The sequence below is a fragment of the Micromonospora sp. NPDC047467 genome (assembly GCF_040643095.1).
Lineage (GTDB): Bacteria > Actinomycetota > Actinomycetes > Mycobacteriales > Micromonosporaceae > Micromonospora.
Map to the genome: position 1 here is coordinate 150,278 of NZ_JBEYTO010000009.1, position 24,124 is coordinate 174,401.

A 24,124-nucleotide genomic window follows, 5' to 3' on the forward strand; every position below is an offset into this window, starting at 1 on the left:
CGGCGACCACCACACCGCCATCAGCGACTACAAAGAACTCCTCACCGACCGACTCCGCATCTTGGGCCCCAACCACCCTGGCACCCTGACCACCCGCTCCAACATCGCCCATTCCAAAGGCGAAGCCGGCGACCACCACACCGCCATCAGCGACTACAAAGAACTCCTCACCGACCGACTCCGCATCTTGGGCCCCAACCACCCTGGCACCCTGACCACCCGCGCCAACATCGCCTTCTGGAAGGGCAGCACCGGCGACCATCACACCGCCATCAGCGACTACAAAGAACTCCTCACCGACCAACTACGCATCCTCGGCCCCAACCACCCCCACACCTTGACCACCCGCGCCAACATCGCCCGCTGGAAGGGCGAAGCCGGCGACCACCACACCGCCATCACTGAATACGAAGAACTCCTCACCGACCAACTACGCATCCTCGGCCCCAACCACCCCGACACCCTGACGATCCGCGCCAACATCGCCTATTGCAAGGGCAGCACCGGAGACCACCACACCGCCATCACCGACTACGAAAAACTCCTCGCCGACCAACTGCGCATCTCGGCCCCAACCACCCCGGCACCCTCACCACCCGCGGCAATCTGGCGCGAATACTGCTGGGGCGGGGTGCGGTGTTAGCAGCACGAACACAGGCCACGGCAAAGCTCGAAGCAGAGAGACGGCTGTTCGGACAAGGCGACCATCGGACACAGCGAACACAGGAACTACTCAACGAGATCAAGATGCGCATGGGCGGGCGGGTACGCCCGTCAAACAACAAACGAAGAAAGCACTGATAAACACCGATCAGACCGCTTTCCGGCTGTCAGACGAGACGCTTGAGTCGTACCTTCGGGCGCTCGTTTCTCAGGTGACCATGCTTGTGTTGGCGAACCTGCTCATCCCAGACCTCCTGGTCGTAGTCCGGGTCGGGCGGGATCCACTTGTGCGACCCATCGCTGTAGTGGAACTTCTCGTCACCCGCACGGAGGATGCTCACCGCACCCAGCCGAGAAAGCGCCGGTGCAGCGCGCCGGCCGGCACCCAGGTCAGGTCGGCGGAGGCGCGGACCAGTTGCGCACCCATGTAGAGCGCAAGTGACACCGACGCGCCGCCGAACTCCGCGCTGAGTTCCCGGCGTCGCGTTGGGCAGGGCCAGGGCGCGTCGCATCCGCCGCAGCTCCAGATCGGCAGGACCGGGCCGTGGCTGCTCACCGCGAACCTCCGAGCAGCAGCAACGTGAGCAACCGGGCCCGCCGGCTGGTCGTGTTCACCGCTCCTCCTCCCTCGGCCAGTGCCTACGGCTGATCGGGATGCGGTGCCGGACCCGGCAGGGTAGGTCTGCGCCGCATCGGCAGGCGCGGCGCCACTTTCGCCACGACCACACGGGTCGGTGCCGCCGCGCCAGAGTCATCACCACCGCCAGCAGGTACTGGTCGTAGGAGACCTGTCGCTCCTGTTGACCCTGGCCGGCGCTCACCGGGTCGTTCCGTCGGGCACAGGACAGCAGACGGCGCCCCTACGGGCAGGAGTTCGGGCGGTCAGACGCATGCGGGGACTCTGCCGCCGGCCATCGGCCCTCGACCATGTCCACGGATGATGTCACGGCGACATCACTCGTCTCGACCTGCGCACATTCGCACCCATAAGCTGCGGAGTACCCACCTTGGGTAGTCAGTCCGCGACACTGGGAGCTGTCGTGCTGCTCGATCCGCTTCGCATTCCAGACGTCGCCTGGTCCGACCCGGCGGTACGCGACGCCCTGGGCCAGCGCGACGTCGGCGCACTCTTCCGACGAATCGGCCAGTTGTCCGGCGCAAGCCAGACCCGGATCGGCGCTGCCGTGAATTTGGAGCAGGGGTACGTCAGCCGAGTGATGGCGGGCAGGAAGGTCACCTCCATCGACGTGCTGGAGCGCGTCGCCGACGGGCTACGCATGCCCGACGAGGCGCGGATGGCACTCGGCCTGGCACCTAAAGATCACTCATGTCACCTCGACATGGCCTTGCCATCGAGGCAACGGCAGAGTGGCCTGCCAAACAACCGATCCTGGCGCGAGGACGTGCGCGCCGCCGCGCAGCTGTGGGAAGGCGACGTGAACCGTCGAGACGTGATCCGGCAGGTGGCGTTCACCTCCGCTGGCTACACCCTGCCCGCCCTGCGCTGGTTCACCGCACCCGCCACACGGGCAGTTGAACAAGCCGGCTCTCGAACCGTCGGGCAGCCCGACATCGAGACCATCCGCGAAATGACCGCGACCTATCGCCGGCTCGACAATCAGTACGGGGGCGGCCACGCCAGAGCCGCCGTGGTCCGCTACCTCCACCAGGAGGTGACGCCACTTCTGCACAACGGCCGCTACGAGACGTCAACCGGGCAGAAGCTTCTCAGCGCGGTCGCCGAACTGACCCAGCTCGCCGGTTGGCAGGCGTACGACGTCGCCGATCACGGGGTCGCCCAGCTCTACCTGACTCATGCTCTGGACCTGGCCCGGGCGGCAGACGATGCCGGGTTGGGCGCGGAGATCCTGGCCGCCATGAGCCACCAAGCCACCTACCTCGGACACGGCGTCACCGGCATCGACCTCGCCCGCGCCGCCTGGCAGACGGCACATCAGGCCGGGTTCACCGTCTTGGCGGCGGAAGCCTCCGTCATGGAAGCTCACGGGCATGCCGTCCTCAAGGACGAACGGGCATGCGCAACCGCTCTCCACCAAGCGGAGAAGGCGCTCGACCGGGCTGACCGCAGCAGCACGCCACAATGGCTCGGGTACTTTGACGAGGCATATCTGTCGGCCAAGTTCGGTCACTGCTTCAAAGCGCTCGGCAAGCCGGTCCAAGCCGAACGCTTCGCAGCCCGGTCTCTTCGGATGGACGAGCAGTACGTCCGCGGCAAGGCCTTCAACCTCGCGCTCCTTGCCAGCGCCCAGGCACATCAGGGAGACCCGGAGCGTGCCTGCGTCGTCGGGGCCCAAGCGTTGGTCCTGACCTCACGGCTCCAATCAGCCCGGGCCGCCCGCTACGTACGCGACCTACAGATCGAACTCGCACCGCATCGCCGGCAACCCGCCGTACAACAGTTCATCCGCCGGGTCGATACGGTCCTGGGCTCTCGGCGTTGACGCCTACAACTCTCCGCGTGCCTGCCGCGCGACCAGCTCCAGCACCGCGATCACCGTGCCGGCCCCAACGATCTCGCCCCGCGCCACAAGCTCGCGCGCTTCGGCCAGTGAGAACCAGGCGACCCGCTCAGCCTCGTTCACATCGACCGGACCGCCCGTGTGCTCCGCCCTCCGGGAGAGGAAGAGCATGTTCTCGGCGTCCGCGGTGCCCACCCACGGTTGGAACGACAGAAGCGGCTCGACCTGGTGCGGACGCCAGCCGGTCTCCTCCTCCACCTCTCGTACGGCGCACACCTCGGGCAGTTCATGGCCGTCGACGTAGCCACCGGGCAGCTCCCACACCCACCGGTCGAAGACGAAGCGGTGCCGCCGCATCAGCAGCAGCCGCTCCCGCTCGTCGAGCACCGCGACCATGGCCGATCGGGGCGCCCGAATCACGTACTGCTCAAACCGCACTCCGTCGGGCAACTCCACCTCGGCGATACTCAGCCGCGCTCGCCGGGTGTCGTCGACGACCCGCTCGCCGTGGATGGTCCACCGGGTCAGCTCGGTCGGCTGCTCCTCCGTCATCGGCCCAGTATCGACTCTCCGCATCCGTCTCGGTCAGCCGCCACACCTCGAACGCCGAGGCTCGCGGGCACCACGGACAGGGCCGACACCGCCTTTGCTCTGCTTCACTCCACGCACCACCGACCGTCCGGATATCGGACACCGGGTGGTGCGTGGGTGTAAGCAGAGCAAAGGGGGCAGCGAGGGTAGGGCCACCGCCTCGCTGGTCGGCCCGCCACCGTCGACCGTGTTCGGACGTCCGCGCCCTGGATCTGGCCGGCTCAGGGCTGGGGCCGCGTCGGCAGTCGGCCGACACGGCCCCAGACGGGCGTGATCAGGCCGGCGCCCCTACTGGCGTCGCCGGCTCGTCGGACCGGCGCGCCGCCGACCCGTCCTCGTCGTTGTCGTGCTCGTCGAGCATGGTCGCCTCGTCGAACGGGTCGTCGCCGCGCAGCACCCCGACCGCCCGTTCCCGGTCGAACTCCCCGGTCCACGTCCCCACCAGCACCGTCGCCACCGCGTTGCCGGCGAAGTTGGTCAGCGCCCGCGCCTCCGACATGAAGCGGTCGATGCCCACGATCAGCCCGACCCCGTCGACGAGATCCGGGCGGTGCGACTGGAGCCCCCCGGCCAGCGTCGCCAGCCCGGCGCCGGTGACGCCGGCGGCACCCTTGGACGCGATGATCATGAACAGCAGCAGCGAGATCTGCTCGCCGATCGACAGCGGCTTGCCCAGCGCGTCGGCGATGAACAGCGACGCCATCGTCAGGTAGATCGCCGTGCCGTCCAGGTTGAACGAGTACCCCGTCGGGACCGTGATGCCGACGACCGGCTTGCTCACGCCGAAGTGCTCCATCTTGGCGATGAGGCGCGGCAGCGCCGACTCCGACGAGGAGGTCGACAGGATCAGCAGGAACTCCCGGCCCAGGTAGCGCAGCAGCGAGAAGATCGAGATCCGGGCGATGAACCAGAGCAGCGCGCCGAGGACCACCAGCACGAAGATCAGGCAGGTCGCGTAGAAGCCCAGCATGATCTGGGCGAGGCTCTTGAGTGCGTCGACGCCGGTGGCGCCGACCACGGCGGCCATGGCGCCGAACGCGCCGACCGGCGCCAGCCACATGATCATGGCGAGGACCTTGAAGACCACCCGCTGGATGACACCGATGGCGCTGAGCACCGGCTCGCCACGGCGGCCCATGGCCTGGACGGCGAAGCCGACCAGCAGGGCGACCAGCAGCGTCTGGAGCACCTCGCCCTCGGTGAGCGCGGAGAGCAGCGTGGTCGGGATGATCCCGAGCAGGAAGTCCGCCGTACCGCCGGCCTCGTCGCCGGCTGCGGCCTTGCCCGCGCCGGCGAGGTCCTGACCGAGGTCCAGGCCGGAGCCGGGGTGGATGAGGTTGCCGACCACCAGGCCGATGGCGAGCGCGACGGTCGACATGGTCAGGAAGTAGCCGAGGGCGAGGCCGCCGACCTTGCCGACCTTCGCGGCCTGCCGGACGGAGCCGACGCCCAGCACGATCGTGCAGAAGATGACCGGGCTGATCATCATCTTGATCAGGTTGACGAAGCCGGTGCCGATCGGCTTGAGTTCCTTGCCGAATTCGGGGGCGACCAGGCCGACCACGATGCCGGCGAGCACGGCCACGATGACGGCCAGGTAGAGGTAACGGGTACGGTCCCGGCGGACCGGCGGTGCCGGTGTGGTGGTGGAGTCGGTGGTGTTCATGTCGACAATGTGAAGCCCGTCTCACCCGTTGACAGCCTTGCGGTCATTCTGTTCACCGCGAAAACCCGAGGAGGTGGTGGAGGTGACCCGACGTCAGTGGAGCATCGCGGGGCAACTCTTTGCCCTCCAGGCGATGGTGGTGACGCTGCTCGTGCTGGCGGGCGCGGCTGGCGCCTTCTGGCTGGCCCGCAGCGACGCCCGCCAGGCCGCACAGGAGGAGGTGCTCGCGGTGGCGCAGACCGTGGCCCGCTCCCCCGACGTCCGCGCGGCCCTCACGACCGCCGACCCGGCCAGCATCCTCCAGCCGTACGCCGAATCGACCCGGCTGGCGACGGGCACCGACTTCGTCGTGGTGATGGCCCCCGACCGGACCCGCTTCTCGCACCCCACCCGGGAGCTGATCGGCCAGCCGTTCGTCGGGGAGATCGGGCCCGCCCTGGCGGGCCGCCCCTTCACCATCACCAACGTCGGCACGCTCGGCGAGTCGGTGCGCGCGGTCGTTCCGGTGTACGACGACCAGCGGCACATTGTCGGCCTCGTCTCGGTGGGCATCACCACCCGGGCGATCAACCGCAAACTGCTCGGACAACTGCCGGTGTTGCTCGGTGTCGCCGCACCGGCGCTCGCCCTCGCCGCGACCGGCTCCTGGCTGCTCAGCCGCCGTCTGCGCCGCCAGACGCACGGCCTGGGGCCAGCGCAGATGACCAGGATGTACGAGTACTACGACGCGGTCCTGCACTCGGTGCGCGAAGGTCTCGTCGTGCTGACCACCGACCGGCGGGTGGCCCTGGTCAACGACGAGGGGCGCCGGCTGCTGGGCCTCGACGCGGACGTACCCGTGACCGATCAGCCGGTCGCCGGGATCGACCTGCCACCCGCGGTGGCCGAACTGCTCAGCTCCCAGCGCGACGCCCGCGACGAGCCCATCCTCGCCGGTGACCGGGTGCTGGTCGCCAACCAGCGGACCACCCGCTTCGAGGGCGCGGTGCTCGGCACCGTGCTCACCCTGCGCGACCAGACCGAGCTGCGCACCCTGGCCAGCGAGCTGGACTCGGTCCGCGCGCTGACCGAGGCGTTGCAGGCGCAGACCCACGAGTCGGCCAACCGGCTGCACACCGTGCTGACCCTGGTGGAGCTGGGCCGCACCGAGGAGGCCGTCCGGCTCGGCACCCGGGACCTGGCCCTCGCCCAGCAACTGACCGACCGGGTGGTCGGCGCGGTGACCGAGCCGGCGTTGGCCGCGCTCCTGCTCGGCAAGTCGGCGCAGGCCGGCGAACGCGGGGTGGACCTCGTGATCGAGCCGGACTGCCGGCTCGACGACAGCCCACTGCCCACCGGCGACCTGCTCACCGTCGTCGGCAACCTCGTCGACAACGCCCTGGAGGCGGTGGCCGGCACGCCCGCGCCGCGCCGGGTGCGGGTCTTCGTCGGTGAGGTCGACGACGAGTTGGTGGTACGGGTCGCCGACAGCGGCCCCGGGCTGGCCCCCGAGCGGGTCGCGGACGCCTTCCGGCGCGGCTGGTCCACCAAGAAGAGCACCGGCCGGGGCCTCGGTCTGGCGCTGATCGGGCAGGTGGTCCGTCGCCACGGAGGCAGCTCCGAGGTGGGCCGCTCGGCCGACGGCGGCAGCGTGTTCACCGTCCGCCTACCCGTCGTCGGGGCACGCCGATGACCGACATCCGGGTGCTGGTCGTCGAGGACGAGCCGCTGCTGGCCGAGGCGCATTCCGCGTACACCGAGAGGGTTCCCGGTTTTGTGGTGGTCGGGGTGGCGCACACCGCGCGGGCGGCGATGGCGGCGCTGCGCGCGGGCGGCGGCGGCGACGTGGACCTCGTACTCCTCGATTTTCGGCTGCCCGACCTGCACGGCCTCGACGTCTGCCGGGCGCTGCGCGCGGCGGGCAGCAGCGTCGACGTGCTGGCGGTGACGTCCGCGCGGGACCTGGCGGTGGTACGCACCGCGGTGTCCCTCGGGGTGACGCACTACCTGCTCAAGCCGTTCACGTTCGCGGCGTTCCGCGACAAGCTGGAACGCTACGCCGACTACCGTGCCCAGGCGCTCGCCGACGGTGAGGTGGCCGCGCAGCACGAGGTGGACCAGATGTTCGCCACCCTGCGCGGCACCGCCGGGCACAGCCTGCCCAAGGGGCTCGACGCGCACACCCTCGATCGGGTACGCGCCGCCCTGGCCGACGGGACTCGCGGGGCGGGGCTGTCCGCGACCGAGGTGAGCGCGCTGACCGGCATCTCCCGGGTAACGGCCCGCCGCTACCTGGAATACCTGGTGAACGTCGACCGAGCAGCCCGCAGCCCTCGCTACGGCACCCCCGGCCGCCCCGAGGTCGAATACCGACCCCGGTAGCGGAGCTCGACCTCGACAGCCGGCCGCGACGTGCCGTGTATCGATGTCGGAAGTGCGAGAATCGAAGACGACCCGATAAGCAGGAGGCAAGCCGTGACGTCGAGCAACGCCGAGCGGGTGCCCGAATGGCCAACGGCTGAGCACGTGCCAGCCGAGGAGTTGGCCCGTCGTCAGGGCATACGACCGATCGCCTCCGTGGACGACCTGGCCCGTCCGGACCTGTTCGAGTCGGACGACGAGTTGGATGACTTTCTCGCCGATCTGTACACCTCTCGGCGGGCCGGTGCCGTGTGAGCCTCGTCGTCCTGGACACCGACGTGGCATCAGCGATCCTGCGGGGCCGGCTACCTGACCGTCTGCGTGCCCGTCTGACCGGGAAGACCCTGTGCATCACCTTCGTGACACTCGGGGAGCTGACCAAGTGGACGGCGCTGCGCAGTTGGGGGCCACGGAAGCTGGCTGACCTCGCGCAATGGCGGTCCGGGATCGTGCTGCTCCCCTTCGACGAGGCGGTGGCGGTGACCTGGGGGCAACTCCAGGCGCGGGCTCAGCACCGGGGGCGGCCCCGGCCGACAAACGACTCCTGGATCGCGGCGTGCTGCCTGGTCGACCGGCTACCGCTGGCGACGTTCAACGGCAAGGACTACGCCGACTTCGCTGAATATGACGGGCTGCATCTCTTCGACGTCTCCTAGATCCGCGGCGTCGAGCACTCTGTCCGCTGCGGGAACCTGGTGGCGGGGCGAAGATCCGTTGTTAGACTCGGCCGCGTTGGGTGTCAACGAATGACCAGGGAGACCAGACATGGCGGGTGACGACGACATCTCCGGGTGAGACCGGATGTGTTCGGCCACCGTTCGGCGCGTCCGCGCAGCCGCCGTGGCCATGTTGTCGTTCCACCGGTCCCCGTTGTCGTCGGGCGGCTCTGGCGCGCCCACCCCACCTCTGAGGTCACTCGCATGTCTGATGCGTTCATCGTCTGCTCGAACCTGTCCTTCTCCTGGCCGGACGACACCCCGGTCTTCTCGGAGCTGTCCTTCACCGTCCCGGGCGGTCGCACCGGCCTGGTCGCTCCCAACGGCGCCGGCAAGAGCACCCTGCTGCGGCTGATCGGCGGGGAGCTGACGCCCAGCGGCGGCAGCGTCACCGTCGACGGCGTGCTCGGCTACCTCCCGCAGACCCTGCCCCTGGCCGGTGACCTGGCCGTGGCCGAAGTGCTCGGCGTCGCCGAGCGGATCGCGGCCCTGCACGCCATCGAGGGCGGCGACGCCAGCGAACACCACTTCGCCACCATCGGCGACGACTGGGACATCGAGGAGCGCACCCGCGCCGAACTGGACCGTCTCGGCCTGGGCGAACTGTCGCTCGACCGGCGGCTGCACACCCTCAGCGGCGGCCAGGTCGTCTCCCTCGGCCTGGCGGCGCAACTGCTTCGACGCCCGGACGTGCTGCTGCTCGACGAACCCACCAACAACCTGGATCTGGAGGCCCGGCACAACCTCTACGACGTGCTGACCGACTGGAACGGGTGTCTGCTGCTGGTCAGCCACGACCGGGAGTTGCTGGACCGGATGGACCGCATCGCCGAGCTGGACCATGGCGAGATCCACTGGTACGGGGGCAACTTCACCGCGTACACGCAGGCGGTGCAGGCGGCGCGGGAGGTGGCCGAGAGCAACCTGCGCAACGCCGAGCAGGAGGTCAAGCGGGAGAAGCGCGAGATGCAGCAGGCCCGGGAGCGGGCCGACCGGCGGGCCAGCAACGCCTCCAAGAACCTGAAGAACGCCGGCCTGGCCCGGATCGTGGCCGGCGGGCTCAAGCGCAGTGCGCAGGAGTCAGCGGGCAAGGCGCAGGAGACGCACTCGGCCCGACTCGGTCAGGCCAAGTCCCGGCTCGACGAGGCCGGCCGGGCGCTCCGCGAGGAGGACCGGATCGTCGTGGACCTGTCGGACACCACCGTCCCGGGCGGTCGCACGGTCTTCTCCGGTACGGGGATGCGGGCCCGCTTCGACGACCGGGAGTTGTTCGGCGGCGACGGCGCCGACCTGGTGATCCGGGGGCCGGAGCGGATCGCGCTCACCGGGGCGAACGGCGTCGGCAAATCGACCCTGCTGCGCCTCGTCAACGGTGACCTCGAACCCGCCGGGGGCGACATCCGCCGAGCCGACGGGCGGATCGCGTACCTGTCGCAGCGGCTGGACCTGCTGGACCTCGACCGTACGGTGGCGGAGAACTTCGCCGCGTACGCGCCGAGCCTGCCGGACGCCAAGCGGATGAACCTGCTCGCCCGGTTCCTGTTCCGGGGCGCCCGGGTGAACCTGCCCGTCGGGGTCCTCTCCGGCGGCGAACGGCTCCGCGCCACCCTGGCCTGTGTGCTCTGCGCCGAACCGGCGCCACAGCTGCTGCTGCTCGACGAGCCGACCAACAACCTGGACCTGGTCAGCGTCGCCCAGTTGGAGAGCGCGCTGACCGCGTACCAGGGAGCGTTCGTCGTGGTCAGCCACGACGAGCGGTTCCTCGCCGAGATCGGCGTGCAGCGCTGGCTGCGGCTCGCCGACGGCCAACTACGCGAGATCGCGGCCCCCAACCGGGCCTGAGCCGACGGCGTCCTACGGCCCGGTCAGGTCACGTTGGTTGGGCCGAGGACGCTCTTCAGGTCACCCATCAGCGCGGTGGTCGCCGCCACCCGGAACGGGCCTAGCCGCAGGGTGGTGGTGCGACCGCCGTTGAGCAGTTTGACGTGCACCTCGGTGTCGCCGGGGTGCAGCACCAACGTTTCCTTGAGCTTCTCCACCAGCGGTGGCGTGCAGCGGTGCACCGGGATGGTGAGGGTGACCGGTTTGTTGGTGGCGCTGGTGCTGACGTCCGGCATGGACATGTCCATCGCCATGATCCGTGGGGTGTCGTCGCGGCGGTCCACCCGACCCTTGACCACCACGATGGCGTCCTCGGCGATGTACTGCCCGATCACCTCGTAGGTGTTGGGGAAGAACAGCGTCTCCACCCCACCGGCCAGGTCCTCCAGGGTGGCCGAGGCCCAGGCCCGGCCCTGCTTGGTGACCCGCCGCTGCACCCCGGAGAGGATGCCGGCGAGGGTGACGACCGCCCCGTCGGGCACCGCGCCGTCCTCGGCAAGGGAGGCGATGGTGGTGTCGGCCGCCGCGCCGAGGATGTGCTCCAGGCCGAACAGCGGGTGGTCGGAGACGTACAGGCCGAGCATCTCGCGCTCGAAGGCCAACTTGTCGCGCTTGTCCCACTCGCTGTCACCGATGACCGGCATCACCGTCGTGCTGCCCGTGTCGGCGTCACCGAAGCCGGCGCCGAAGAGGTCGTACTGGCCGACCGCCTCCTTGCGCTTCACGTCGGCGTACGCGTCGATGGCGTCCGCGTGCACCGCGAGCAGGCCCTTGCGCGGATGCTCCATCGAGTCGAACGCGCCCGCCTTGATCAGCGATTCAATGGTCTTCTTGTTGCAGACCACCGCGTCCACCTTGGACAGGAAGTCGTAGAAGTCGGTGTAGTCGCCCTTCTCCTGGCGGCACCGCATGATCGAGGCGACCACGTTCGCGCCGACGTTGCGCACCGCCGCCAGGCCGAAGCGGATGTCCTTGCCGACCGGCGTGAACGGCCCGGCCGACGTGTTCACATCCGGCGGCAGCACCTGGATGCGCATCCGGCGACACTCGGACAGGTAGAGCGCCATCTTGTCCTTGTCGTCACCGACGGAGGTCAACAGCCCGGCCATGTACTCGGCCGGGTAGTGCGCCTTGAGGTACGCCGTCCAGTAGGAGACCAGGCCGTACGCGGCGGAGTGCGCCTTGTTGAAGGCGTACCCGGCGAACGGCACGAGGACGTCCCACACCGCCTGGATCGCCTCGTCGGAGTAGCCGCGTTCGCGGCAGCCGTCCCGGAACGGGATGAACTCCTTGTCGAGGATCTCCTTCTTCTTCTTACCCATCGCCCGGCGCAGCAGGTCCGCCTGGCCGAGCGTGTAGCCGGCGAGGATCTGCGCGGCGCGCTGCACCTGCTCCTGGTAGACGATCAGGCCGTGGGTGGGTGCCAGGATCTCCCGCAGCGGCTCCTCCAGCTCCGGGTGGATCGGCGTGATCTCCTGGAGGTTGTTCTTGCGCAGCGCGTAGTTGGTGTGCGAGTCGACGCCCATCGGGCCGGGTCGGTACAGCGCCAGGACGGCGGAGATGTCCTCGAAGTTGTCCGGCTTCATCAACCGCAGCAGCGACCGCATCGGCCCACCGTCGAGCTGGAACACACCGAGGGTGTCACCCCGGGCCAGCAGCTCGTACGCGGCCTTGTCGTCCAGCGGCAAGCCGAGCAGGTCGAGCTTCGTACCGTGGTTGAGCTCGATGTTCTTGACCGCGTCGTCGATGATCGTCAGGTTGCGCAGGCCGAGGAAGTCCATCTTCAACAGGCCGAGCGACTCGCAGGTCGGGTAGTCGAACTGCGTGATGATCGCCCCGTCGGCGTCGCGGCGCATCAACGGGATGTGCTCGATGATCGGTTCGGCGGACATGATGACGCCGGCGGCGTGCACACCTGTCTGCCGGATCAGCCCCTCGATGCCCTTGGCTGTGTCGATCACCTTGCGGACGTCCGGGTCGGAGTCGTACAGGCCACGGATCTCGCCGGCCTCGGCGTAGCGGGGGTGCTTCGGGTCGAAGATGCCGGTGAGCGGGATGTCCTTGCCCATCACGGCCGGCGGCATCGCCTTGGTGATCCGGTCGCCGACCGCGTACGGGAACCCGAGGACCCGGGCCGAGTCCTTGATCGCGGCCTTCGCCTTGATCGTGCCGAAGGTGGCGATCTGGGCGACCTTGTCCTCACCCCACTTGTCGGTGACGTACTTGATCACCTCGCCGCGCCGACGCTCGTCGAAGTCGATGTCGACATCCGGCATCGACACCCGCTCGGGGTTGAGGAACCGCTCGAAGATCAGGCCGTGCAGGATCGGGTCCAGGTCGGTGATGCCCAACGCGTACGCGACAAGCGAGCCGGCGGCGGAACCACGACCCGGGCCCACCGAGATGCCCTGGCTCTTGGCCCACTGGATGAAGTCGGCGACCACGAGGAAGTACGACGGGAAGCCCATCTGGTTGATGACGCCCAGCTCGTACTCGGCCTGGACGACGTGCCCCTCCGGGATGCCGTTCGGGTAGCGGCGGGCCAGCCCGGCAAAGGTCTCCTTGCGGAACCAGGACTCCTCGGTCTCGCCGTCGGGCACCGGGAAGCGCGGCATCAGGTTGTGGAACTCGAACATGCCCTTCGGGTCGACCTTCTCGGCGACCAGCAGGGTGTTGCGGCAGCCCTGCTGCCACAGCTCCGACGAGTCCACCGCGCGCATCTGGTCGGCGCTCTTGACGAAGTAGCCACCGCCCTCGAAGCGGAACCGGTTCGGGTCGTCGATGTTGCTGCCGGTCTGCACGCAGAGCAGCACGTCGTGCGCCGTGGCCTGCGCCTCGTGGGTGTAGTGCGAGTCGTTGGTGACCACCGGCGGGATGTCGAGCTTGCGGGCGATCTCGGTGAGCCCCTCACGGACCCGGCTCTCGATCGAGAGGCCGTGATCCATGATCTCCAGGAAGTAGTTGTCCTTGCCGAAGATGTCCTGGTAGCTCGCGGCGACCTTGAGCGCCTCGTCGAACTGACCCAGCCGCAACCGGGTCTGCACGGCGCCGGAGGGACAGCCGGTGGTGGCCATGATGCCCTCGGCGTGCTCGGCGATCAGCTCCATGTCCATCCGGGGCCACTTGACGTAGTGGCCCTCCATTGACGCGCGCGAGTTGAGGGTGAACAGGTTCTTCAGGCCCTGCGCGTTCTTCGCCCACATGGTCTTGTGGGTGATCGCGCCGTTACCGGAGACGTCGTCGCTCTTCTGCTCCGGCCGACCCCACTTGACCCGCGCCTTGTGATAGCGCGACTCCGGCGCCACGTACGCCTCGACGCCCAGGATCGGGGTGATCCCGGCGGCCATCGCCTGGTTGTAGAAGTCGTTCGCGCCGTGCATGTTGCCGTGGTCGGTGATCGCCACCGCCGGCATGCCGAGCCGGTTGGCCTCGGCGAACAGGTCCTTGAGCCGGGCCGCCCCGTCGAGCATCGAATACTCGGTGTGCACATGCAGATGCGCGAACGAATCGGCCATGTGTGGCGCCCCCCGGCGTTGTGGATCTTGTTGGTCGGAGCCGACCGGCACCTACCCTACCGAGGTGATCTCGACGGCTCCACCGTCCGCGCCGAGGGTGGTCCGTGTCTCCCCCACAGCTAGTCTCGGGAGATGGCGAGGTACTACGACGTGCACCCGGAGAACCCGCAGCCCCGGATCATCGGCCAGGTCGCCGACCTGATACGCGGCGGCGGGCTGGTCGCCTATCCGACGGACTCCTGCTACGCGCTCGGCATCCAGCTGGGCAACCAGGACGGGCTGGACCGGATCCGGCAGATCCGTCACCTCGACGACCGGCACCACTTCACCCTCGTCTGCCGGGACTTCGCGCAGCTCGGCCAGTTCGTGCAGATCAGCAACTCGGTCTTTCGCCTGGTGAAGGCGTCCGCCCCGGGCAGCTACACCTTCATCCTGCCGGCCACCCGCGAGGTGCCGCGCCGGATGCTGCATCCCCGTAAGCGCACCGTCGGTGTTCGCGTACCCCGGCACACGGTGACCCAGGCGCTGCTGGCCGAGCTGGGTGAGCCGCTGGTGTCGAGCACCCTGACCCTGCCCGGCGACGAGGAGCCGATGACCCAGGGCTGGGAGATCAAGGAACGGCTCGACCACCAAGTCGACGCGGTCCTCGACGCTGGCGAGTGCGGCAAGGACCCGACGACGGTCATCGACCTGTCCGGGTCGGAGCCGGAGATCCTGCGCCGGGGCGCGGGAGACGTGTCCCGCTTCGAGTAGCGCGCCCGCGCACACACCTCCACCAACCCGCTCCCGGCACCGGCCGGAGCCGGGTCACTGCCGCGCGCCCTTTGCTCTGCTTCAACCGGCGCACCAGGGACGGCGCTTACCTGTTGCGTGGGTTGAAGCAGAGCAAAGGGCGACCACCACACCAGCCGACCAGGGATCCCCCGCGAGCCGCCGAGCCGGCACAACGTTATTGGCGTAGACAACAGTGTGTGGCACACAGTATGGTGTGACACATGGTTAGCGAGGACGTTCTACGGACGCACCTACAGGAGTTGCGTCGAGGCACCGTCGTGGTGGCCAGCCTGGTCGCGCTGCGCCGACCCGACTACGGCTACGCACTGCTGCAACGGCTCACCGACCACGGCTTCCCGGTGGACGCCAACACGCTCTACCCGCTGCTGCGCCGCCTGGAGGACCAGGGCCTGCTGACCAGCGAGTGGAACACCGAGGAGAGCCGGCCGCGCAAGTTCTACCGGACCAGCGACGAGGGCGAGTCGATGCTGAGCCGGCTCCTGGACGACCTCGCCGCCGTACAGACCTCCATCACCGGGCTGATCCAAGGAGTGGACCGATGAACACCCTGACCGACCGTTATCTCGCCGCCACCCTGCGATCAGTGCCCGCCCAGCGCCGCGGCGAGATCGCCACGGAGCTGCGCGCCTCGATCCAGGACATGATCGAGGACCGGACCAGCGGCGGCGAGGACGCCACCGCCGCCGAGCGGGCGGTGCTCACCGAGCTGGGCAACCCGGACCTGCTGGCCGCCCAGTACGCCGACCGTCGGCTCCAGCTCATCGGCCCGACCTACTACCTCGTCTGGCTGCGGCTGCTGAAGCTGCTGCTCAGCTTCATCCCGGCGCTCGTCGGCGCGATCGTCGCCATCGTCGAGGTGGCCGAAGGCAAGGGTTTCGGGGCCATCGGGAGCGGCATCGGCACCGCCATAGAGGTTGCCGTGCAGATCGCCTTCTGGCTCACCCTGACCTTCGCGCTCATCGACCGCTTCCAACCCGCCGCCGACCTGCCCGACTGGAACGTCGACCAACTGCCCGACGTCCCCGCCCACAAGGACGTCTCCCTCACCGACACCGTCGCCGCGGTGGCCATGCTGGTGTTGACCATCGGCTACCTGCCCTTCCAGCATTACCGGTCCTGGGTGAACGGCACCGACGGCGAGAACATCCCGATCCTCGACCCGGCTCTGTGGTCGTTCTGGCTGCCGGCGCTGATCGCGGTGCTGGTCGCCAGCCTGGTGTTCGAAATCGTCAAGTACCGGATCGGGCGCTGGAACTGGGCCCTGTTCGGGGTGAAGGCCCTGATCAACGTCGCGTTCACGGTGCCGGTGATCTGGTTGGCGCTCTCCGACCGGCTGCTCAACCCGGCCCTGGCCGACCGCCTGAGCTGGCTGGCCGAGCCGGAGAACACGAACATCCTCGGCGCTGTCATCGCGATAGGCTCGGCGGTGGTGCTGGTCTGGGACCTGATCGACACCGCCATCAAGACCCGCCGCCAGACGGCGTGAGCTGATCCGGACACGGCGGCCCGGCGCGGACTCCGCGCCGGGCCGCCGCGCGCCGACGCGAAGGAGCCACAGCACACAGGCCTGACCAGGTCACCTTCGCCCTGTCCGGTTAGCGGACGCGGCGGGTGACGTGGCATCGTTCCCGGATGACCGTGGCACAGCGTGACGGGTGGCGCCGCCCGGGTCCGACGCCGGAGCAGCGCCGGATCGACCTCTGGATCGGGCTGGGCGTGACCCTGCTGGCCCTGGTGAGTCTCACCCTGGCCCGCAGCACCGGGGCGTTCCTGCTGGGCCCGCCACCGTCCGGGCCGGAGCAGTTGCTCTGGACCGTCGCGGTGACCCTGCCGCTGATCTGGCGGCGACGTTGGCCGGCCACCACCCTGCTGGTCGTCTCGGTGGCGTTCATCGCGGCGCAGGCCCGGTCGGCGCCGGAGACCCAGCTCTCCTCGTGGGCGCTGTTCTGCGCCCTCTACACCGTCGGCGCCTGGGGACAGGATCGCCGGCTGGCCCGCCGGCTGCGCATCGGTGTGATCGTCACGATGTTCGCCTGGCTGGGCGTCTACTACGCGGTCAGCATCGAGCACATCCCACCCGGCGCCTTCGCCAACGCCGTCGGGCCGGTGCCACCGCTGCTCGCCGCGATGGTCACCGGAGTCCTGATCAACGGCTTGTACTTCGGTTTCGCGTACTTCTTCGGGGAGACCTCCTGGGTGGCCGCGCGGCGCGAACACGAGGTACGCGCCCAGGCCGAGGAGCTACGCCGGTCGCAGGCCGAGTCCCGCGAGCGGGCGGTCTTCGGCGAACGGGTACGCATCGCCCGGGAGCTGCACGACGTGGTCGCGCACCACGTGTCGGTGATGGGGGTGCAGGCGTCCGCCTGCCGCCGGGTGTTCGACCGCGACCCGGGCAAGGCCCGCACGGCACTCACCGCCATCGAGCAGAGCGCCCGCACCGCCGTCGACGAGCTGCGCCGGATGCTCGGCGTGCTGCGCGCCCCCGACGGAGCCACCGACTCCCCACCGCCGTCCGCCGGGACCATCGAACGCATCGACGAGCTGATCGAACGGGCCCGCGCCGCCGGCCTCACGGCCACCATCGGGGTGTACGGCGAGCCGGTTCCGCTTCCCGCGTCGGTGTCGCAGACCGCGTACCGGGTGGTGCAGGAGGCGGTGACCAACACGCTGAAGCACGCCGGCGCCGGTCTGCTGGACGTACGGATCCGTTACCTGGCACGGGAGGTCGAGTTGGACGTGAGCGACGACGGACACGGCGGGGGCCAGTTCCCCACCGACGGGCTCGGCCTGATCGGCATGCGGGAACGCGTCGCCGCCCAGGACGGCGTCCTGGAGGCCGGGCGGCGCTCCAGCGGCGGCTGGCGGGTCCGCGCCCGACTCCCCCTGCCCCCGGGCAACGAGCCGGACGTGACGCGAACCGACGCCGGGTCCACACCCCAGGAGGACGTGCCGAGCCGGGGCGAGAACGCGCCTGCCCGGGCCCGGGCAGGCGCGGGCGCGACGCCGACCCAGCGCGGGAAGCCGTCGACCCGAGACGGGGCGGCGGCCGGTGCGGGATGGTCGGCGTGAGCACCTCGGTGGCGGGTGACGCCGTGCCGAGCGCCGACGAGCGGATCCGGGTGCTGCTCGCCGACGACCAGCACCTCGTACGCACCGGCTTCCGGGTCATCCTCGAGGTGGAGGACGACATTGAGGTGGTCGGCGAGGCGGCCGACGGCGGTCGTGCCGTCACCATGGCCCGCGCCACCCAGCCCGACGTGGTGCTGATGGACGTGGAGATGCCCGTCATGGACGGGCTGGAGGCCACCGGAGAGATCACCGGTGCCGGGCCCGGCGCGCCGGCGGTGCTCATCCTCACCACCTTCGACCGCGACGACTACCTCTTCGCGGCGCTGCGAGCCGGGGCCAGTGGCTTCCTGCTCAAGAACGGCACACCCGAGGAGTTGGTCGACGCGATCCGGGTGCTCGCCCGGGGAGACGCCCTACTCGCTCCGGAGATCACCCGGCGGGTGATCTCGACGTTCGCCCGTCCCGGCGATCCGGCGGGCACCGCCCACCTCGGGCCGGGCGCCGAGGTCGCGCTGGGTGAGCTGACGCCGCGCGAGCGGGAGGTGCTGGTGCTGCTCGCCGCCGGGTCGAGCAACGCGGAGATCGCCGTGAGCATGCACCTGGGCGAGGCGACGGTGAAGACGCACGTGAGCCGCGTACTGGCCAAACTCGGCCTGCGCGACCGGGTGCAGGCGGTGGTGTTCGCGTACGAGAACGGGGTGGTCCGACCCGGCGGGTGACCGGCATCCGTCGCAAGGGGGACCGACCGGTTCCGCCGCCGGGTGGACGGCGCGCCGACGTACTGGATCTAGCGTGGGTGCGTGACCAGAACGCTCCGCCTGGACGGCGTCGAACGCAGCTTCGGCGACCGGCAGGTACTCACGAACGTGTCCTTTGATGTGGTCGCCGGCCGGATGACCGGCTTCGTGGGCGCCAACGGCGCCGGCAAGACCACCACCATGCGGATCATCCTGGGTGTGCTCGCCCCGGACGCCGGCGAGGTGAGCTGGGGCGGCGCGCGGCTCACTCGACAGGACCGCAGCCGCTTCGGCTACATGCCGGAGGAGCGTGGCCTCTATCCCAAGATGACCACGCGGGAGCAGGTGACGTACCTGGGCCGGCTGCACGGCCTGGACGCCCCCGCCGCCCGGCGCGCCACCGACGACCTGCTGGAACGGGTCGGGCTCGGCGAACGCGGCGACGACCTGCTGGAGACGCTGTCACTGGGCAACCAGCAGCGGGCCCAGATCGCCGCCGCGCTGGTGCACGACCCCGAGGTGCTGGTGCTCGACGAGCCGTTCTCCGGCCTCGACCCCCTCGCCGTCGAGACGGTCGTGGGGGTGCTGCGCGAGCGCGCCGCCGCCGGAGTGCCAGTGCTCTTCTCCAGCCACCAACTGGACGTGGTGGAGCGGCTCTGCGACGACCTGGTGATCATCGGGGACGGGGTGATCCGCGCCGCCGGCAGCCGCGAACAGCTGCGCGAGTCGTACACCTCGCCCCGCTTTGAACTGGTGGTGGAGACCGACGCCGGCTGGGTCCGCGACCAGCCCGGCGTCACCCTGGTCGAGCTGGACGGCCCGCGGGCGGTCTTCGACCTACCGGTCGGCGCCGACGAGCAGCCCGTGCTGCGCGCGGCCCTGGCCCGCGGCCCGGTGCGCGCCTTCCGCCCGGTCAGCCCCTCGCTCACCGAGATCTTCCGAGAGGTCACCCAGTGAACGTCTCCCAGGCCACCCGGCTGGTCGCCGAACGCGAGATCCGGGTCAAGCTGCGCGACCGTACCTTCCTGTTCGGCACGCTCTTCTTCCTGCTGATCGCGGCGGCGGGCACGATCCTGCCGCCGCTGCTGTCCGGCGGCCCGGAGAGTGTCGCCGTCACCCAGGAGGCCGCCGGTCCGCTGCGGGACGCCGGCCTCGACGTCCGCGTGGTGGCCGACGACCGCGCCGCCGAGCAGGCCGTCCGCGACGGCGACGTGGACGCCGCGGTGGTCGCCGGCCCGAAGGTGCTCGCCATGGACGACATCCCCAACGACGTGGTCCGGGCGTTGAGCAGCGCGCCGCCGGTGCAGCTGCTCGACCCCGACGCGGTCGATCCGGTGGTCGCGTTCCTGGTGCCGTTCATCTTCGCGTTCGTCTTCTTCATCACCTCGCAGACGTTCGGCCTGCAGATCGCGCAGAGCGTCACCGAGGAGAAGCAGACCCGGATCGTGGAGATCCTGGTCGCGGCGGTGCCGGTGCGGGCGTTGCTGGCCGGAAAGGTGCTCGCCGGGAGCATCCTGGCGCTCGGGCAGATCGTGCTGATCGGCCTCGTGGCCGTCATCGGCATGCAGATCGGCGACAGCGGCGACCTGCTCACCCTGCTCGCCCCGGCGATCGGCTGGTTCGTGCCGTTCTTCCTGCTCGGTTTCGTGCTGCTGGCCGCGATGTGGGCGGCGGCCGGAGCGCTTGTCAACCGGCAGGAGGACATCGCCGGGGTGTCGACGCCGGTGCAGCTCGCCGTCATGCTGCCGTTCTTCGCGGTGATCTTCCTGAACGACAACGCGACCGCGATGCGGGTGCTGTCGTACCTGCCGGTCTCGTCGCCCACGGCGATGCCGCTGCGGCTCTTCACCGGCGACGCGGCAGGCTGGGAGCCGATCGTGTCGCTGGCCATCCTGCTGCTCGCCGCCGGCGTGTTCGTGGTCGCCGGCGCCCGGATCTACGAGGGTTCGCTGCTGCGGACCAACGGCCGGACCTCCCTGCGCGCCGCCTGGCGGGAGCGGGAGACGATCGGCTGAGCCGAGCGGTCACCCCGTCCGGGCGTCGGTGTCCTGATCGGACGCCGACGCCCGGATGTTCCAGCCTTGATCGGCGGGCTGCTCAGCGGGCGGGCGGGACCTCGTCCCAGCCGGCGGGCAGCGGGGGCGCCGACCAGGCCGGGTCGGGCTGCCACCGCGCCCACGCCGGGTCCCACCAGCGCTCGCCCGCGTCGAGCAGAGCCGCGATCCGGTCACCCTCGGCCTGGATGGCGTCCGCCATGCCGGGGTAGCGCCCCTCGACGAGGCGCTGGGCGAACAGCTCCACGTCCTTCCAGACGTACCGGTCGGCGTCCGCGCCCCACCACAGGTCCAGCTCGTGGTCGAGGGTGTCCACCCCGATCGGCGTACGCCGGAACGGGTCCTGGAGGTTGAAGTACCAGCCGGCGAAGTCACGCCCCGGCCCGGTCCAGAACACGTCGATCGAGTGCGCCTCGCCGGGGCGGTGCAGCATCAGCTTGCCGTGCCCCGACCAGGAGCGGTGCCCGGCGACCTCCCACGGGTGCCGCCCGCAGGGAAAGACGCCGGTCCGCGGGAAGCCGAACTCGGCCCCCGGCGGGAGGTAGAGGGCGAGCAGGTCGGGCGAGTCCTCGACGCAGATCGTCGGACAGCCGAACCACACCTCACCGCGCAGAACCTCACGCCGAACAACGGTGTCGCCCCGCGCAAACCCCACCCCGCCCTCCCCTCCCCTCCCCTCTCGACCGTCCCCGCGCGCACCCCACAAACCACGCCGCGATCTTGCACTTTGTGCCGCCGAAATGTCGTCTAAACGCCGTTTCGCCGGGGCAGAAAGTGCAAGATCGCGGCGCGGGTTGGGGCGGAGAGCAGGGGCGGCGCGGGATTAGGCGTCTACTGCGGCCATCACGTCATCGGAGACGTCGAAGTTCGCGTAGACGTTCTGCACGTCGTCGCAGTCTTCCAGGACGTCGATCAGCTTGAAGATCTTGCGAGCGCCCTCCTCGTCCAGCGGCACGTTCATGCTGGGGATGAGGGCGGACTCGGCCGACTCGTACTCGATACCGGCGTCCTGCAGCGCGGTACGCACCGGGATCAGGTCGGTCGGCTCGGAGACGACCTCGAAGGCCTCGCCCAGGTCGTTGACCTCCTCGGCGCCGGCGTCGAGGACCGCCATCATCACGTCGTCCTCGGTCGTGTCGCCCTTGGGGACGATCACCACGCCCTTGCGGGAGAACATGTACGACACCGAGCCCGCGTCGGCCAGCGAGCCGCCGTTGCGGGTCAGCGCCGTCCGCACCTCGGTGGCCGCCCGGTTCCGGTTGTCCGTGAGGCACTCGATCAGCATGGCGACGCCGTTCGGGCCGTACCCCTCGTACATGATGGTCTGCCAGTCGGCGCCGCCGGCCTCCAGGCCGGAGCCGCGCTTGACGGCGCGCTCGATGTTGTCGTTCGGCACCGAACTCTTCTTCGCCTTCTGGATGGCGTCGAAGAGCGTCGGGTTACCGGAGGGGTCGCCGCCGCCGGTCCGTGCGGCCACCTCGACGTTCTTGATCAGCTTGGCGAACATCTTGCCGCGCTTGGCGTCGATGACGGCCTTCTTGTGCTTGGTCGTCGCCCACTTTGAGTGGCCGGACATCTTCTACCTCCGTCTGTCATTGCACGCCTGCGTCGACTGCCGCACCGATCCGCGCCGCATCCGGTGATCCGGCGGCCGGTCGGCCCTGCGGGGAGATGCCGCGCCGGGCGACGGCCCTGCCGAACCGCGGCAATCTTACCGACGTGACACCCCGGCATGTCACACCCGGGACCTGCCCGGGGTGCCGTCGCGGCGTCGGATCACCCAGAAATCGACGGTCGGAGGGCGCGAACCACGCCCCGGCGGCGCGGGGCCGCCGCTCAGGTGGCGGCCCGCACCAGCTCCACGAAGTACGCGTGCACGCGCAGGTCACCGGTCAGCTCGGGGTGGAAGGAGGTGGCCAGCAGGTTGCCCTGGCGGACCGCGACGATCCGGTCGGCGGCCGGGCCACCGGTCACCGTCCCGATCACCTCGACGCCGGCACCGACCCGCTCCACCCATGGGGCGCGGATGAAGACCGCGTGGAACGGCTGCCCCGGCACTCCGGTGATCTCCACCGGCGCCTCGAACGAGTCGACCTGCCGGCCGAACGCGTTGCGCCGGACCGTCATGTCGATGCCGGAGAAGCCCCGCTGGTCGGGGCGACCGTCGAGCACCTCGGTCGCCAGCATGATCATGCCGGCGCAGGAGCCGTACACCGGCATGCCGTCGGCGATCCGCTTGTCGATCGGCTCGCGCAGCTCGAAGATGTCGGCGAGTTTGCTGATGGTGGTGGACTCGCCGCCGGGGATCACCAGCCCGTCCACCTCGTCCAGCTCGCGGGCACGACGCACCGGGCGGGCGTCCGCGCCGGCCTCGACGAGCGCGGCGACGTGCTCGCGCACGTCGCCCTGCAGGGCGAGCACACCGATGACGGGTACGTCGCTCATGTCACAGTTCCTCTCGTCGACCTGTCGCGGACGCCGGGCGGACGCACTCGCGCCCGCCCGAGCGTCTGAAACGGCGGCCTGCTCACCAACCGCGCTCGGCCAGGCGGTGCGGCTGCGGGATCTCGTCGACGTTGATACCGACCATCGCCTCACCGAGGCCACGGGAGACCTTCGCCAGCACGTCCGGGTCGTCGTGGAAGGTGGTGGCCTTGACGATCGCGGCGGCCCGCTGCGCCGGGTTGCCGGCCTTGAAGATGCCGGAGCCGACGAAGACACCCTCCGCGCCGAGCTGCATCATCATCGCCGCGTCGGCCGGGGTGGCGATCCCGCCGGCGGTGAACAGCACCACCGGCAGCTTGCCGCTGTCGGCGACCTCCTTGACCAGCTCGTACGGGGCCTGCAGCTCCTTGGCCGCGACGAAGAGCTCGTCGGTGGGCAGCGACTGGAGCCGGCGGATCTCCTGGCGGATCTTGCGCATGTGGGTGGTGGCGTTGGAGACGTCACCGGTGCCCGCCTCACCCTTGGAGCGGATCATGGCCGCGCCCTCGGTGATCCGGCGCAGCGCCTCGCCCAGGTTGGTCGCACCGCAGACGAAGGGGACCGTGAACGCCCACTTGTCGATGTGGTTCGCGTAGTCCGCCGGGGTCAGCACCTCGGACTCGTCGACGTAGTCGACGCCGAGCGACTGGAGGATCTGCGCCTCCACGAAGTGACCGATGCGGGCTTTGGCCATCACCGGGATGGAGACCGCCTCGATGATCCCGTCGATCATGTCGGGGTCGCTCATCCGGGACACCCCGCCCTGGGCGCGGATGTCGGCGGGCACCCGCTCCAGCGCCATGACGGCGACGGCGCCGGCGTCCTCAGCGATCTTGGCCTGTTCGGCGTTGACCACATCCATGATCACGCCGCCCTTGAGCATCTCGGCCATGCCGCGCTTCACGCGGGCCGTGCCGACGACGGGGGCGGTACCGGTACCGGTTGTCGAGGCGGTGGTGTCGGACACGGGGCATCGCTCCTTGGACGTGCTCTGGGGAGGTGGCAGCGAAATGCTACGTCCGGTGCAACGCCACTCCGACAGCCAATTCGACCCCCGGTGGCCTGCCCTGTGG

Annotated in this window: 22 protein-coding genes and 1 pseudogene; 14 read left to right on the forward strand and 9 right to left on the reverse strand. The window is 69.8% G+C overall.

Going from position 1 to position 24,124, the window contains the following annotated elements:
- Positions 1-643 (forward strand): tetratricopeptide repeat protein (locus ABZ780_RS24435; protein WP_357487601.1); only part of this gene is annotated, 643 nt, incomplete at its 5' end.
- A gap of 187 nt (positions 644-830) precedes the next feature.
- On the opposite strand, the gene ABZ780_RS24440 is transcribed toward ABZ780_RS24435, so the two are convergent.
- Both ABZ780_RS24440 and ABZ780_RS24445 read right to left on the reverse strand, forming a co-directional pair.
- The gene (locus ABZ780_RS24440; protein WP_357487602.1) at positions 831-1,004 is read right to left on the reverse strand and encodes a hypothetical protein; all 174 of its coding nucleotides are present in this window, start codon (positions 1,002-1,004) and stop codon (positions 831-833) included.
- Complete coding sequence (locus ABZ780_RS24445; RefSeq protein ID WP_357487603.1) at positions 1,001-1,219, reverse strand: hypothetical protein; 219 nt, start codon at positions 1,217-1,219, stop codon at positions 1,001-1,003. Before ABZ780_RS24445 ends, ABZ780_RS24440 begins: the two co-directional genes overlap by 4 nt.
- Before the next feature lie 484 nt (positions 1,220-1,703).
- Between ABZ780_RS24445 and ABZ780_RS24450 the strand changes: the two genes are divergently transcribed.
- The gene (locus ABZ780_RS24450; protein ID WP_357487604.1) at positions 1,704-3,125 is read left to right on the forward strand and encodes a helix-turn-helix domain-containing protein; all 1,422 of its coding nucleotides are present in this window, start codon (positions 1,704-1,706) and stop codon (positions 3,123-3,125) included.
- A gap of 3 nt (positions 3,126-3,128) precedes the next feature.
- Here the strand turns inward: ABZ780_RS24450 and ABZ780_RS24455 are convergent, their stop codons facing one another.
- Complete coding sequence (locus ABZ780_RS24455; RefSeq protein WP_357487605.1) at positions 3,129-3,695, reverse strand: NUDIX hydrolase; 567 nt, start codon at positions 3,693-3,695, stop codon at positions 3,129-3,131.
- A gap of 313 nt (positions 3,696-4,008) precedes the next feature.
- Positions 4,009-5,400: a cation:dicarboxylase symporter family transporter gene (locus ABZ780_RS24460; RefSeq protein WP_357487606.1), complete on the reverse strand. Its 1,392-nt coding sequence runs from the start codon at positions 5,398-5,400 to the stop codon at positions 4,009-4,011.
- A gap of 82 nt (positions 5,401-5,482) precedes the next feature.
- Here ABZ780_RS24460 and ABZ780_RS24465 point away from each other — a divergent pair, with 82 nt between their 5' ends.
- From ABZ780_RS24465 to abc-f, 5 genes are all read left to right on the forward strand, one after another.
- Positions 5,483-7,072: a sensor histidine kinase gene (locus tag ABZ780_RS24465; protein WP_357487607.1), complete on the forward strand. Its 1,590-nt coding sequence runs from the start codon at positions 5,483-5,485 to the stop codon at positions 7,070-7,072.
- Positions 7,069-7,761: a response regulator gene (locus tag ABZ780_RS24470; protein WP_357487608.1), complete on the forward strand. Its 693-nt coding sequence runs from the start codon at positions 7,069-7,071 to the stop codon at positions 7,759-7,761. The genes ABZ780_RS24465 and ABZ780_RS24470 overlap by 4 nt, the downstream gene beginning before the upstream one ends.
- Positions 7,762-7,854: 93 nt before the next feature.
- A complete protein-coding gene (locus ABZ780_RS24475; RefSeq protein ID WP_357487609.1) occupies positions 7,855-8,055 on the forward strand; it encodes a hypothetical protein in 201 nt (66 codons plus the stop codon).
- Positions 8,052-8,456 carry a type II toxin-antitoxin system VapC family toxin gene (locus tag ABZ780_RS24480; RefSeq protein ID WP_357006368.1) on the forward strand — a complete coding sequence of 135 codons (405 nt, stop codon included), beginning with the start codon at positions 8,052-8,054 and terminating at the stop codon, positions 8,454-8,456. Before ABZ780_RS24475 ends, ABZ780_RS24480 begins: the two co-directional genes overlap by 4 nt.
- A 264-nt stretch (positions 8,457-8,720) precedes the next feature.
- Positions 8,721-10,358: a ribosomal protection-like ABC-F family protein gene (gene abc-f, locus ABZ780_RS24485; protein WP_357487610.1), complete on the forward strand. Its 1,638-nt coding sequence runs from the start codon at positions 8,721-8,723 to the stop codon at positions 10,356-10,358.
- 23 nt (positions 10,359-10,381) lie between these two features.
- Here abc-f and dnaE read toward each other — a convergent pair whose 3' ends face one another.
- Complete coding sequence (gene dnaE, locus ABZ780_RS24490; RefSeq protein WP_357487611.1) at positions 10,382-13,912, reverse strand: DNA polymerase III subunit alpha; 3,531 nt, start codon at positions 13,910-13,912, stop codon at positions 10,382-10,384.
- 132 nt (positions 13,913-14,044) lie between these two features.
- On the opposite strand from dnaE, the gene ABZ780_RS24495 reads away from it, so the two are divergent.
- The 7 genes and pseudogenes from ABZ780_RS24495 to ABZ780_RS24525 all read left to right on the forward strand — a co-directional run bounded on the left by ABZ780_RS24495 (position 14,045) and on the right by ABZ780_RS24525 (position 20,528).
- A complete protein-coding gene (locus tag ABZ780_RS24495; RefSeq protein ID WP_357487612.1) occupies positions 14,045-14,665 on the forward strand; it encodes an L-threonylcarbamoyladenylate synthase in 621 nt (206 codons plus the stop codon).
- A 242-nt stretch (positions 14,666-14,907) separates the two neighbouring features.
- Entirely contained in the window at positions 14,908-15,249 is a 342-nt protein-coding gene (locus tag ABZ780_RS24500) for a PadR family transcriptional regulator (RefSeq protein WP_110564981.1), read from the forward strand.
- The gene (locus tag ABZ780_RS24505; protein ID WP_357487613.1) at positions 15,246-16,193 is read left to right on the forward strand and encodes a permease prefix domain 1-containing protein; all 948 of its coding nucleotides are present in this window, start codon (positions 15,246-15,248) and stop codon (positions 16,191-16,193) included. Before ABZ780_RS24500 ends, ABZ780_RS24505 begins: the two co-directional genes overlap by 4 nt.
- Before the next feature lie 146 nt (positions 16,194-16,339).
- Positions 16,340-17,593 (forward strand): annotated as a pseudogene (locus tag ABZ780_RS24510) (sensor histidine kinase); the annotation flags it as partial.
- Between the two features lie 206 nt (positions 17,594-17,799).
- On the forward strand, positions 17,800-18,495 hold the full coding sequence (locus ABZ780_RS24515; protein ID WP_357487672.1) for a response regulator transcription factor: 696 nt from the start codon (positions 17,800-17,802) through the stop codon (positions 18,493-18,495).
- Between the two features lie 81 nt (positions 18,496-18,576).
- Positions 18,577-19,470, forward strand: a complete 894-nt coding sequence (locus tag ABZ780_RS24520) for an ATP-binding cassette domain-containing protein (protein WP_357487614.1) — start codon at positions 18,577-18,579, stop codon at positions 19,468-19,470.
- Positions 19,467-20,528, forward strand: coding sequence for an ABC transporter permease (locus ABZ780_RS24525; RefSeq protein ID WP_357487615.1), 1,062 nt, complete (start codon positions 19,467-19,469; stop codon positions 20,526-20,528). The genes ABZ780_RS24520 and ABZ780_RS24525 overlap by 4 nt, the downstream gene beginning before the upstream one ends.
- An 82-nt stretch (positions 20,529-20,610) precedes the next feature.
- Here the strand turns inward: ABZ780_RS24525 and ABZ780_RS24530 are convergent, their stop codons facing one another.
- From ABZ780_RS24530 to pdxS, 4 genes are all read right to left on the reverse strand, one after another.
- Positions 20,611-21,222 carry a DUF402 domain-containing protein gene (locus tag ABZ780_RS24530; RefSeq protein WP_357487616.1) on the reverse strand — a complete coding sequence of 204 codons (612 nt, stop codon included), beginning with the start codon at positions 21,220-21,222 and terminating at the stop codon, positions 20,611-20,613.
- A 168-nt stretch (positions 21,223-21,390) separates the two neighbouring features.
- Positions 21,391-22,143: a YebC/PmpR family DNA-binding transcriptional regulator gene (locus ABZ780_RS24535; protein WP_357006340.1), complete on the reverse strand. Its 753-nt coding sequence runs from the start codon at positions 22,141-22,143 to the stop codon at positions 21,391-21,393.
- 260 nt (positions 22,144-22,403) lie between these two features.
- Positions 22,404-23,012, reverse strand: a complete 609-nt coding sequence (pdxT, locus tag ABZ780_RS24540) for a pyridoxal 5'-phosphate synthase glutaminase subunit PdxT (protein WP_357487617.1) — start codon at positions 23,010-23,012, stop codon at positions 22,404-22,406.
- 82 nt (positions 23,013-23,094) lie between these two features.
- Complete coding sequence (gene pdxS / locus ABZ780_RS24545) at positions 23,095-24,018, reverse strand: pyridoxal 5'-phosphate synthase lyase subunit PdxS (RefSeq protein WP_357006334.1); 924 nt, start codon at positions 24,016-24,018, stop codon at positions 23,095-23,097.
- Positions 24,019-24,124 lie beyond the last annotated feature (106 nt).